General features: G+C 59.1%; 12 protein-coding genes. 11 read left to right on the forward strand and 1 reads right to left on the reverse strand.

From position 1 onward, the window contains the following. Nucleotides 1-38 precede the first annotated feature (38 nt). From Pan189_RS14350 to Pan189_RS14370, 5 genes are all read left to right on the forward strand, one after another. Nucleotides 39-980, forward strand: coding sequence for an ABC transporter ATP-binding protein (locus Pan189_RS14350; protein ID WP_145366203.1), 942 nt, complete (start codon nucleotides 39-41; stop codon nucleotides 978-980). Further along, nucleotides 977-1,879: an ABC transporter permease gene (locus tag Pan189_RS14355; protein WP_145364661.1), complete on the forward strand. Its 903-nt coding sequence runs from the start codon at nucleotides 977-979 to the stop codon at nucleotides 1,877-1,879. The genes Pan189_RS14350 and Pan189_RS14355 overlap by 4 nt, the downstream gene beginning before the upstream one ends. A gap of 78 nt (nucleotides 1,880-1,957) precedes the next feature. Further along, the gene (locus Pan189_RS14360; RefSeq protein ID WP_145364662.1) at nucleotides 1,958-2,647 is read left to right on the forward strand and encodes an SCO family protein; all 690 of its coding nucleotides are present in this window, start codon (nucleotides 1,958-1,960) and stop codon (nucleotides 2,645-2,647) included. A 117-nt stretch (nucleotides 2,648-2,764) separates the two neighbouring features. Beyond that, nucleotides 2,765-3,229 (forward strand): DUF420 domain-containing protein, encoded by a 465-nt coding sequence (locus tag Pan189_RS14365; protein ID WP_145364663.1) that lies wholly within the window; start codon nucleotides 2,765-2,767, stop codon nucleotides 3,227-3,229. Beyond that, entirely contained in the window at nucleotides 3,226-3,687 is a 462-nt protein-coding gene (locus Pan189_RS14370) for a hypothetical protein (RefSeq protein ID WP_145364664.1), read from the forward strand. Before Pan189_RS14365 ends, Pan189_RS14370 begins: the two co-directional genes overlap by 4 nt. A 7-nt stretch (nucleotides 3,688-3,694) precedes the next feature. On the opposite strand, the gene Pan189_RS14375 is transcribed toward Pan189_RS14370, so the two are convergent. Next, the gene (locus tag Pan189_RS14375) at nucleotides 3,695-6,385 is read right to left on the reverse strand and encodes a hypothetical protein (protein WP_145364665.1); all 2,691 of its coding nucleotides are present in this window, start codon (nucleotides 6,383-6,385) and stop codon (nucleotides 3,695-3,697) included. Nucleotides 6,386-6,668: 283 nt separating this feature from the next. Between Pan189_RS14375 and Pan189_RS14380 the strand changes: the two genes are divergently transcribed. The 6 genes from Pan189_RS14380 (at nucleotide 6,669) to Pan189_RS14405 (ending at nucleotide 12,067) form a co-directional block, all read left to right on the forward strand. After that, nucleotides 6,669-7,475, forward strand: a complete 807-nt coding sequence (locus tag Pan189_RS14380; RefSeq protein ID WP_145364666.1) for a sugar phosphate isomerase/epimerase family protein — start codon at nucleotides 6,669-6,671, stop codon at nucleotides 7,473-7,475. Nucleotides 7,476-7,484: 9 nt separating this feature from the next. Further along, nucleotides 7,485-8,723 carry an exodeoxyribonuclease VII large subunit gene (gene xseA, locus Pan189_RS14385; protein WP_145364667.1) on the forward strand — a complete coding sequence of 413 codons (1,239 nt, stop codon included), beginning with the start codon at nucleotides 7,485-7,487 and terminating at the stop codon, nucleotides 8,721-8,723. 71 nt (nucleotides 8,724-8,794) lie between these two features. Further along, the gene (locus Pan189_RS14390; protein ID WP_145364668.1) at nucleotides 8,795-9,166 is read left to right on the forward strand and encodes an exodeoxyribonuclease VII small subunit; all 372 of its coding nucleotides are present in this window, start codon (nucleotides 8,795-8,797) and stop codon (nucleotides 9,164-9,166) included. A 205-nt stretch (nucleotides 9,167-9,371) separates the two neighbouring features. Continuing rightward, nucleotides 9,372-10,472 (forward strand): histidinol-phosphate transaminase, encoded by a 1,101-nt coding sequence (gene hisC / locus Pan189_RS14395; protein ID WP_145364669.1) that lies wholly within the window; start codon nucleotides 9,372-9,374, stop codon nucleotides 10,470-10,472. A 50-nt stretch (nucleotides 10,473-10,522) separates the two neighbouring features. After that, the gene (gene hisB / locus Pan189_RS14400; RefSeq protein WP_145364670.1) at nucleotides 10,523-11,110 is read left to right on the forward strand and encodes an imidazoleglycerol-phosphate dehydratase HisB; all 588 of its coding nucleotides are present in this window, start codon (nucleotides 10,523-10,525) and stop codon (nucleotides 11,108-11,110) included. A gap of 189 nt (nucleotides 11,111-11,299) precedes the next feature. Continuing rightward, on the forward strand, nucleotides 11,300-12,067 hold the full coding sequence (locus Pan189_RS14405; protein ID WP_145364671.1) for a flagellar hook-basal body protein: 768 nt from the start codon (nucleotides 11,300-11,302) through the stop codon (nucleotides 12,065-12,067). Nucleotides 12,068-12,108 lie beyond the last annotated feature (41 nt).

The following is a 12,108-nucleotide window of genomic DNA, read 5'->3' on the forward strand; positions in this document are numbered from 1 at the left end:
AACACGCCTTCGCGCTCACTCTGCCTCATCGCACCCACATGATCCCTTCGTCAGACGCCATCACCATCAGCGACCTGGAGCACCATTACGGTGAACTCCGGGCGCTCGCGGGCGTAAGTTTCGATGTCCGACCCGGCGAAATATTTGGTCTGCTCGGACCAAACGGTGGCGGGAAGACGACCCTCTTTCGCATTCTGTCGACATTGCTGCCGGTCCAGAAAGGGCGGGCTTCCATCGGCGGTTTTGATGTCGCCACGCAACCCGGTCGGGTCCGCGCCCTTGTTGGAGTGACGTTCCAGTCACCCAGTCTTGATGGAAAATTGACGGTCCGAGAGAACCTTAAACATCAAGGTCACCTCTACGGGCTACGCGGCAAAATGCTGCAGGAACGCATCGAACACGCCACGAATCGTCTGCAATTGAGCGATCGATTGCATGACCGGGCCGATTCGCTATCAGGCGGGTTGAAGCGTCGGGTCGAAATTGCGAAGGGGTTGCTGCACAACCCGGACGTGCTGCTGCTTGACGAACCCAGCACCGGGCTCGACCCCGGCGCTCGGCACGACCTGTGGCGATTCTTGGGCGACCTGCGGGGCGACGGACGGATGACCGTTCTCGTCACGACCCATTTGATGGAAGAAGCCGAGCGATGCGACCGGCTCGGCATCCTGAATCGAGGCGAACTGGTCGCTTGCGACACGCCGGATGCCTTGCGGGCGTCGATCGGCGGGGACTGCCTCACGATTCGCTCCGGGGAACCGGAAGTACTTGCCGAACGGGTCAGAGACCGCTTTCAGGTCGACGTCGGACGGTTGGGAGACCAACTTCGCATCGAATCACAGGACGGTCATGAGTTGCTGCGCGATCTTGTCGCCGAGTTTTCACCGCAAGTCGAAGCGGTCACGCTCGGCAAACCCACGCTGGAGGACGTATTCATCGCACGGACCGGCCACCAATTTTGGGAGGAGGAAAGCCCATGAGTGCTCCCGCCCCTCCTGAAGACGCCGTGGCAACTGTCGATGCTCCGGTTGAAAATTCGAAGACGGAAGCTCCCGAGTACGCGGCCGTTTGGCTCCCGGCGTGGTCGCTGGCGGTCCGTGAGTTGGTCCGTTTCTTCAGACAACGAACGCGAGTAATCGGCGCCGTTGGTCAGCCGGTCGTGTTCTGGATTTTGCTCGGCGCCGGACTTCACGGTTCGTTCGAACCGCCCGAGTGGGCTCCTGCGGAGATGACCTATCAGGAATTCTTCTTCCCCGGCATCGCGGTCCTGATCATCTTGTTCACGGCGATTTTTTCGACCATTTCGATCATCGAAGATCGGCGGGAGGGCTTTCTGCAAGGAGTGCTCGTCGCACCGGTCCCGCGCATTTCGATTGTGATGGGCAAGGTCGGCGGCGGGGCGGCGATCGCGATACTGCAGGCCACGATCTTTCTAATCGTCGGTCCGTTGCTGTCGTTGGTGGGACTGGCTCCGGGCCTGGAACTGTCGGTTTCACTCTCCGTCATTCCGGCAACGCTGGCGATGCTTGTGGTCATTGCCGTCGGATTGACCGCGTTGGGTTATTGCCTGGCATGGCCGATGGAATCAACGCAAGGATATCACGCCGTCATGAGCGTGTTCCTGCTGCCCATGTGGCTGTTGTCGGGTTCGTTTTTCCCGGCCAGTTCTGGATGGCTCGGCTGGGTCGTCTTTCTTAACCCCTTATCGTACGGAGTGGCGGGGCTCCGGCGGGCGATGTACCCGGCCGGCACCCTCGGCGAGGCCGCGGGCCTTCCGTCGGGACCGATTTGTGCCGCGGTCTCGGTCGGTTTCGCCGTCGTCTGCATGGGAGTTGCCGTGTGGCTGTCGAATCGACGCACCACAACTGATCTGCGGTAGAGGTTGATCGCTACAATGTGATGGCTGAACACAGCGTCTAGATTCTCAGCAGCGTTCCGCAAGGATCGAGAACTTTCCGTGAGTATTCCGCAGCAGAGCACTCGTTCGACCGCGCCGATCCGTCGCCCCGCGTTAATATTCGGAGGCGTTCTGTGGCTCGTCGCGTTTGGAGCATTAATTCTTCTGTTCTATAAGATGCCGGAGGGGGCACTGACGTCCGAAGTTCCACCTGTCGAAGAACAGTCGGAATCGATCTGGGGGAATGAACCGATCCGCAATTTCTCGCTCACCGACTCCACCGGGTCGGAAGTGACGCGTCAGGATCTCGCAGGGAAGCCGTTCGTCGTGGGTTTCATCTTCACACGATGTGCGGGACCCTGTCCGAGGGTCAGCGGACAGATGCGGCTCTTGCAGGACAAGATGAAAGCCTTAAAGATCGACGCCCGGCTCGTCACATTGACCGTCGACCCCGATTACGACACTCCGGAGATACTCGCTCAGTACGCTGAAATCTTCGGGGCCGACTCCGAAAGATGGATTTTTTTGACCGGTCAGAAAAGTAATGTCTATCAATTAATTACCGACGACTTCCTGATGCCGGTACAGGAGATGGAAGGCGACGAGCGACAGCCCGGTTTCGAAGTCTTGCACACGACGAATCTGTTGCTCATCGATGAAGACGGCGTCGTCCGCGGAAAATATAACGCGGTGCTGCCGAATGAAATGGAAGACTTGAAACGTGAACTGGCAACGAGGGCTGGCTCCTAAGTGAACGAGCAGCCTGTGAGAGAGATGCTAACTCTCAAATATTATTTCACCAATCGCATTCCCTGCGAACACTGAAGACTTTGAAGAAACTATACAGCCACGTAAACGAAAACCGCCGTGCCTGACGAACTACCAGATTGGATTGCCGCATTGCCCGCGATCAATGCGGCGCTCAATTCGCTCGCCACGCTCTGCCTGGCCGCTGCGTTTATTGCGATTAAGAAGAAGCGAGTTCATCTGCATCGAAATTTGATGCTGACGGCCTTTGGGATCTCGATCGCATTTCTTGCCTGCTACCTGACCTACCACGAGGGCTTGCGACAATACACCGGCGAGGCGGGCCGCGCCTTTACGGGGCAGGGCATCATCCGGCCGATTTACTTCACCATCTTAATTTCTCACATCATCCTGGCTGTCACCGTCCCGGTTTTGGCAATCGCCGCGATTTACCAAGCCTGGCGAAAGAACTGGTCGGCCCACAAAAGCGTGGTGAAGTATGCGTTTCCAGTTTGGATGTACGTTTCGGTCACCGGTGTTGTGATATATTTCATGCTGTACCACTGGGTCGGTCCCGCATTGTGAAAGACCACAAGCCCGCTCTCGTCTTCCGGATGGCCTACACAGCTGCCGGCTTGCTCGTCCTATTCGCGATCCTCACGACCGGTTTTCGGTGGTTTGCGACCGCCGAGCGTGCACTTTCGCTGAATGCGGATCAAATCGTCAAAGCAGAGATGACCGTCTACGACGACCCAGACATCCTGCCGTGGGGCGAATACGAAATCGACCCGGCGGCGGCTCGCCGTGTCTATCACCAATTAGGCAAGAGCGTAACCGGTAGCCCATCGCCTTGGTTTTCCTCCTTCGACATCCGATTTAAGACAGACGACGGCACCGTCGATGAAGTGCAGTTTAGCAGCGAAATTAAACAAGTGAGAGTGAACGGCCGGTACTTTCGAACCTCCGAGTCCGCCCGGGAATTAATTCAAGAGATCTTTCACGAATTAAGCAATCAGAACAAGCAATCTGCTTCGGGAACTTGAGCAGAAGTTATTCCCAGTCTTCACCCACGAGCCAGCGGTAATTCAAGACACGCCGGCCGCCTTCCTGTTCAGCCCGAATCCAGAGTTCTTTACCCCGATGGGCCTCGGCATCGGGGAGCTTGTAAAATTTGGTATCGGTGCCGCTGCCCAGTTTTGTAACGGTTCGAATCTGACGTTGAGAGCCGGGGACGAATAAGCTGCAACGGAAGTCGAGAACCTCGACGGGTGACGTGCGGTTGGTAATTTTCTGTTCGATCTCGAGTAGACCGTCGTTTAATTTCCGATCAGTCACGAGCAGATGCAGGTCGCCGAAGCCGACTTCAAGAGTTCGCCGGACCGTGAATCGGTAGGGGCGATCGCCGACCACCGAGAACTCGAGTTCGACCGGCGTCGTTCCGAGACTGGCGTTGGGCGGCAAAGACAATCCGACGGGCAATCGAAACGCTTCGCCCGGTCCGAGGGAGAACTCCCAGCGATCTCGGTCGGACTCCCACTCTCGTGGTAAATGAAGCGTGACGGTCCCGCTGACTCCCTGATTCAGCGAATTGCGTCCGACGATGGCATCGCGTTGTTCTCCGTGCTGACTCTGCAAGCGTCCATTTTCGAAACGGACGGACGTGCGCCAGCGAGCCACCGCCTCTGAGCCGCCGGTGATGATCAGTGGTTCCGGGCCGATATCGAGGAGCTGACGCCCGGTCGAATCCTTCGGGATCGTCCGCTGCAGGCCGAAGATGTCGATGCTCTTGGCTGTTTCGCCGAGATAAATGATTTCGCGAACCGGCTCATCACTCCAAAGCACGATGCTTGCACCGCTTGCGCCCACGAATACTTCGTTGCGGACGCCGGGGCTCATCGTCAAAGAGCCGAGATGTTCGGCCTCGCGCAGGGCGAGCGCCGTCGTTCTCCAAGGTAGAAACAGATCGGTGGGTGCACCGTCGTCGCGAAGCAAACCATGCTCTTTGTCGAACACGTCCGCTGCAAAAATGAGGTCTGCGCCCGATGTCCGAGCCGTGATCATTCGGCGGATTAAGTCCGCGGCCCGAACGGCGGTTGAATGTTCGCTACGTGGAAGTGGCGTTAATACATCCCAATGGGCGTGCGGACCGTCCCAGGTGGGCGACGTCGAATCGAGAGTGGTCGAATTCCGAGAGAAAACCAACGGAAACTGCGGTGTGATGGCTGCGGTTGGCCGGCCGCCTTCCCAAGGCACGATCAGTTTGGCTTCGCGGCCGACACGTTCGAATTCCGACTTCAGCACCTCGAGCATCGACTCGAAGTCTTTCATTCCGGTGAAGCCGGTATCATTGTCGCCGCCGACCTGCCAATGCCTGACCCGCGACGAATAGCGGGCCACGACCGGCTCGAGCGACGGTAGCCACACGTCGGACGGCAGTGTGAACAGTTCGCTCGCCCCCTTCCAATTGTGGGCAAACTTCGCGCGAAGTTCTCTAGGCGGGTGGTTCAACGTACCGACGGTGCGAAGGCCGGCGGAGCCAAGCTTGTCGATCAATACGGCGGTGCGTCCGGCTGCGATCGGGTCATCAACCGCCTGCTGCCAGACCGGATACTTAATCCAGTTGATCCCCGCCTGTGTCGCCGCAGATGCCAACTCGTCTGCCCCGAGTTTCGTTGGTCGGTCGATGCTCCAACCGAAGTCACCATGGTCGACCGGCTCCACCAAATCCATCACGGCGAACGAAGTCATTTCCCTAAGAACAGGTCGGCCATCGTCTAACAACGTCGCGCGGACTTCGTAATAGCCGTAGTCGAGCGGATCGAGCTTCCACAAAATTTCGCCGGTCTCGTTGGAACGTCCGTCAGCGGCTGCGGAAAGCCGGACCGGCGTCACTTCGAGCGAACCGCGGTCTGTAGCTGCGTAAATGGGCATTCGATCGGATGTGCTGATCGAAAGGAGCGGGTGATTAACCGCGCGGGCCAAGTTCGGCGCACCCAGTGAGAAATCGCGACTAAGAATCGTCTTTTCGCCGGCTACCAATTCGAGTTTCAGGTTGTACTCGTGGCCCGGCTCCAAACCGGAGGCTTTCGATCGGATCTCGACCGGGACGTCACGTCGTCGAAATTGCGAGTGAAAATTGCTGTGAAGTTGCAACTCGGGCAGTCGCCCCAGCCACAAGTCATCGAAGTAGACGCGCCCGGCAAGATCGTGACGCTGCGAACCGACGAGATGGCATCCGATGACCAGAAAATGCTGCTCCGGCGTCGATTTGATCGGTCCGACCGCTAGCCGGACCCAACCGTTTGAGGTCGCAGTGACGGCGCCGCTGACGTGGCGAGAGATGCGGTGACGGCGATGATCAAGGATCGAGACGGTAAACCGCGCCGCGTCGAAGCGAAGCCCCTCGGTCTTCACCCAGCCTTCGAACACGTGTCCGTGAATCCGATCGATGCGGATCGGATCGGAATAGATGGCACACGCCCCGCCATCGGGAGTGATGCTCAATGAGCCCGGCTCCGATCGGCCGACATCGAGATCAAGTTCGACCTCAATGTATCCCGGGAAGTCCGGGCCGCGGCGTCGCGACCATCCGTCCGGAAACCGATCGAAATCGCGATCTGCTTCGTGTCCGAAGCGAAATTTGGTGACTTCCGTCGCCGCCGCGGACATGCGGGCAGACTCTTTGTCAGCAGCGCGCACATCGTCTTGCCCCGCGGCAATGCCGAGCAGGAAGAGAGCCAATGTGCGAAATCCGAGCCGCCAAGTCACAGCGTACCGCCTTAACCACAAACGATATTCGTCGCGCGCGATCTATTTCCATTCTGAAAATTGCGTTGAAATCGAACGCCCGCGTACTTATTGCTTCGGCTATCGACACCGCTTGTCTGCGTGGAAACACGACTTCTGTCGCCGGACACCTCGGGTATTCCGAGTCGAGTCGATTTTGCCGTGAAGTCGACCGCGGTAGAGTGATCCCCTCTCAGACAATCGACTCCCCCCCGCAAAGACACAGCGCCGATTCATCATGCCGGAGACGCTTCTCAAAGCCGCCGTTCCCACGCGTCTGTTCGAAACGGGTATCAAGCAGGCCATCGAAAATGCCGCCACCTTTGGTGTCACTGGCGTGCAAGTCGACGTCCGCAGCGAATTGACGGCCGATGAATTTGGCGAGTCCGCGCGGAGACAGCTCACGAATCTGCTGGGAGATTTCGGCCTGAAAATCGCCGCCGCGGAATTTCCGCTGAAGCGCAAATTTATGGACGAATACGGTCTCGATGAACGCATCGCCGTACTAACCGCCGCCATCGAATTTGCTGCCGTGATGAAAGCGCCGGTGCTCTCGTTCCCGATCTGGGGACTGCCGACGGCCGATCACGATGAAGACCAAAATGAGTACCGATTGGCGGTCGAGTTATTGGCCGACCTCGCCCGTCTCGGCGACCACTTCGGCGTGCTGCTCGCCCCGATGCCGGTGGGCAATGAGGCGTTGCGGCTCGGTCGCATTTTGGCCGAAGTCGATACCGGTCCGACCGGCGTATATCTCGACCCCGCCGCAGTCGCAGTTAGCGGCGACAAACTCCGGACCGTCGTTTCCGAGCTGCACGACCGCATCGCTCAAGTGCGAATCCGGGACGCCGTTCGTGATATGGACGGTCGCGTCCTCGAGGTTCCCGTCGGTCGCGGTGAAGTCGATTGGAGCGAGACGATCGCCGTGCTGCAGGAGGCGTCGTTCGATGGCTGGTATATCGCCGATCGATCCGAAGGATCAGAAAAACTTGGCGACGTCTCGCGGGCACTGAGCTTTCTCCACAATGTCGCGTTCGGATCGTGAGGCGGTGCGATGAATGTTCCCGAGCCGCTCGGCGTTGCCGAATTAACGCGTCAACTCAAGGAACTCGTCGAAGCGAATTTTCCGCACGTCGCGGTCCGCGGTGAAGTCTCCGGGCTGATGCGGGCGGGTTCGGGGCACGTCTATTTCACGCTGAAAGATGAGAAAGCCCAAATCCGCGGCGTCATGTGGCGAACCCGAGCGAGCCGCCTGCGATTCGACCTCGAAGATGGCATGGATGTCATCGCGGCCGGGCCGGTCGAGATTTACGCTGCCCGCGGCAGCTATCAGCTCATCTGCGAAGAACTCATTCCTGTCGGCGTTGGCCCGCTCGAACTGGCTTTTCGGCAGTTGCAGGAAAAGCTCTCGCGTGAGGGCTTATTCGACTCCGAACGAAAGCGACCGCTGCCTCGAATTCCGAATCGCATTGCGATCGTCACCAGCCCGACGAGTGCGGCCGTTCGCGATATGCTGCAGGTGATTTCGCGCCGCTGGCCGGCAGCGCCGATCGTCATTCTGCCGGTTCGAGTGCAGGGGGAGGGTGCCGCGAAGGAGATTGCCGCAGCCCTTGGCCAAATTCACCGACTCCTCGACGTCGACCTCGTGATCACCGGCCGCGGCGGCGGCAGCCTCGAAGACCTGTGGGCCTTCAATGAGGAGATTGTCGCCCGCGCCATCGCGGAGTGTCCGGTGCCGGTCGTTTCGGCCGTCGGGCACGAGATTGACGTGACGATTGCCGATCTCGTCGCCGACCGCCGGGCACTGACCCCCAGCGAAGCGGGCGAACTTGCTGTTCCCGATCGAGCCGAGTGGCGAGCGTTGCTCGATCGCCAGTCCGACCGACTGATGCGGGGACTGCGATCCACAGCCGATCGAGCCCGCACCCGGCTCGAATCCGTCAAGAATCATCGCGTCTTCAACCGCCCCGAGGAGATCATCCGCGAACGGACGCAACACGTTGACCTGTTGCAGGAACGCTTTACCCGCGGCGCCCGCGAACTACTCCGCCGGCAACGCTCGGCCCTTGATGCCCGCGCCGCCGAGCTTGATGCCCTCAGCCCGCTCGGCGTCCTCCGAAGGGGATACAGCGTCACAACTCGCTGTGAGAGCGGGCAGGTCGTCCGCGATGCTTCCTACGTCGAAGTGGACGCCACGATTGAAACCCGGCTCGCATCGGGCAAACTCATCAGTCGCATTGAACAAGTCATCAAAAGCGAGCCGGAAGCGTCAGCGCCCGGAGTTGAGTCTTAGCAACCCGCAATTCTCCGGGCGCTGACGCTTCCGGCTCGCCATGCACCAGTGTTCTAGCCTCTCGCCTTTTTATGCCAAAGAAGTCTGAATCATCCGACGAGCAGCCCAGCTTCGAGTCGTCTGTCGACGAACTGGAGCAGATCGTCCGCGATCTCGAAGAGGGCCATCTCGGCCTGCAGGAGTCGCTGGGACGCTTCGAAACAGGGGTGAAGCTGCTGAAGACCTGTTACCGGACGTTGGAGGACGCCGAGAAAAGGATCGAAGTCCTGGCCGGCTGGAGCGAAGACGGCTCACCCGACCTCGAAGACTTCGACGCCTCCGCAACCGCTGATGAATCGGACAAGAAAGCGGGCCGCAGGAAATCGGCAGGCCGGAAGAAGGCCTCGAAAAAGAAAGCTGAGCCCGAAGAATCCTCCAACGAAGACAATCAACTCTTTTCATGAAAATGCTTACTCCCATGAAACAAGCCCGCAGCGCGAGTAAGGGATATTCTGAGTCGGGTTTGCTAATTCGTGACGCTTCAATTGAGTCCCTTGCTCGCGCTGCGGGCTTGTGTGTCCGCTACAATAGTTGAGTCAGGGCGAACTCCGTTAATCGTTGCCGTGTCGATTCCGAGTCCCACCAGAATATCTGCTTCCCGAGCCCCGCATGTCGCCTTTTCGTCCCGCCGTCGATGCCATCGAGGGCTACGTGCCCGGCGAGCAGCCGCAGGAGACCGGCTGGGTCAAACTCAATACGAACGAGAATCCTTACCCGCCGTCGCAACAAGCGATTGAAGCAATCGTCGGCAAAGCGAACGATCGCCTCAACGTTTATCCCGACCCGCTTGCCCGGGGATTCTGCCAACTCGTCGCGGAGCAGATGGACCTCGATCCCGAGTGGATTCTCCCCGCCAATGGCAGCGACGAAAACCTGACGATTTTGCTCCGCTCGTTTGTCGAGCCGGGCGAGCAGATCGCGTGTCCGTATCCGAGCTACATTCTTTACGAAACCCTCGCGGCAATTCAGGGAGCTGGTACGCAGCGACTGCTTCTCAACGCGGATTGGTCATTCGATTTCGCTGCTGCCGAACGCACGATTGCGAATTCAAAGCTGGTCCTCGTCCCGAACCCGAATTCGCCCTCCGGCACGAAATGGTCGCACGACGATCTTCTTCGACTCGTCCCGCCGAAGGGCGTATTCGTATTGGATGAAGCGTACGGTGCGTTTGCCGACAACCCGCACGATGGTTCAGTCTTACAGTCCGAGGCGGGCCGACGCATCGTAATGACGCGGACTGTAAGCAAAGCGTTTAGCCTCGCGGGGCTGCGATTCGGATACGCGATCGCCCACCCCGACCTCATCCGCGGCATGAGGAAGGTCAAGGACAGCTACAACTGCGATGCCCTCGCGATCGCCGGCGCCACCGCCGCTCTGGCCGATACCGAGTGGCTCACCGAGACGACCGCCAAAATCCGCGCCACCCGTCGACGACTTTCCGCCGCCCTCGCAGAACTCGGATTCGAAGTCACGCCGAGTCAGGCGAATTTCGTGTGGGTCACCCATCCCGACCGGAATCATCAGTCGATTTACCAATCGCTCAAAGAAAACCGCGTTCTTATCCGTTATATGCAATATCCGGAGGCTCCCGCCTTCGGCGCGCACGGCCTCGACGGGCTCCGTATCACGATCGGTACCGACGCCGAAATTGACCGCTTTCTTGACGTGCTTCGAATCGTCCTCGGCCGCGATTCGACTTCCAACGTTTAGCCGCGACCGCCAGGAAGCGCGCCTGATGTGTTTCACGAAGTGAAGAACTCATGCCCCGCACCGCAACGATTAATCGCTCCACCAAAGAAACGACGATCGAACTCTCCCTCGATCTCGACGGGGCAGGCAACAGCGACATCGCAACCGGTGTCGGGTTCTTCGATCACATGCTGACGCTATTGGCCCGACACGGTCTGTTCGATTTAAACGTTAAAGCCGATGGCGATCTTGATGTCGATGCCCATCACACTGTCGAAGACGTCGGCATCTGTCTCGGGCAGGCGATGCGCGAAGCCCTCGGCGACAAAAAGGGCCTGACCCGTTATGGCTCGATTACTCTACCGATGGAGGAAACGCTGATCACCTCCGCCGTCGACTTGGGCGGGCGAATGATGCTGGTCTTCGACGTCGCCTTCGAGACCGAAAAGATCGGCGACTTCGATACCCAACTCGTCCGCGAGTTCTGGCAGGCGGTCGCTTCAAACGTCCCGATGAACCTGCACTTGATCCGGCACCACGGCGAAAACAGCCATCACGTGGCCGAAGGAGTATTCAAGGCGACGGCCCGCGCCCTTCGCACCGCCGTCGCGATCGACCCCCGCGAACCGGGCGTGCCGTCGTCCAAAGGCACGTTGTAGTAAGCGTTTAGCCGCGACCGACGGGGAGCGCTCCCTGTCGGTCACGGCTAACCGATGCCTGCAATCTGGCAATCTAGGCAACCTGCGTTGCCCGCTCCGATTCCGGCGGTTGTAACGATTTTGCTGAGCGCGCCACCCCTTCCGGTCCGATGAATTGATTGGACCACCTTCAAGGGACATGGCTGCGCGATGATCTACGGACTGTATCAATCCGCCCAGGGTGCTGAAGCCCGGCAATTTCAGCTCGATGTCGTGGCGAACAATCTCGCCAACGCCGGGGCGAACGGATTCAAACGCTCACTCGCCGTCTTCGCCGAATTTCCGCCGTACGATCCCGACCACCAGATTCCCGGCGATCCGGGTCACAATTTGAACGAACACTCCGGCGGCATGGGAGTCGTCGGCACGTTGACGGACTTCAGCCAAGGGCCGCTGCAAGAAACCGGCGGGCGATTCGATCTGGCGATCACCGGGCCCGGCTTCTTCGTCGTTTCGGATGCCGAGGGCGACTATCTGACGCGCGGCGGCAGCTTCGCACTTGACCCGTCCGGCCAGTTGGTGACCGCCGATCACGGGCTTCAGGTCAAAAGCGTTCAGGGCCGACCGATCAACATTTCTGCGGACGCCGTCAATGTCTCGGTCTCAGCCGACGGGTCAGTAATCGAAACGAGTTCGGAAAATACCTCGAGTGTTGTGGGGCAGATGGCCCTTGCCGTACCAGACGACTTCAACACCGTCGAACACCTGGGTGAAAATCTCTATCAGGCACGGTCCACATCGCCGCCGGGTCCCGATACCAGAATCCGACAGGGTTACCTTGAGGGTTCGGGCACCAATCCGGTCGTCGAAACGGTCCAGATGATCGAGGCCAGCCGGGCCTTTGAAGCCAACCTCAATATGATTCGCTTTCAGGAAGAAGCACTCGGTCGACTGCTGCAATCAGCCGGCGGGCGATAGTCCACCATTAACGCGACCGAACGGCCTCATTTAATCTGACA

It is taken from the genome of Stratiformator vulcanicus, from assembly GCF_007744515.1.
Lineage (GTDB): Bacteria > Planctomycetota > Planctomycetia > Planctomycetales > Planctomycetaceae > Stratiformator > Stratiformator vulcanicus.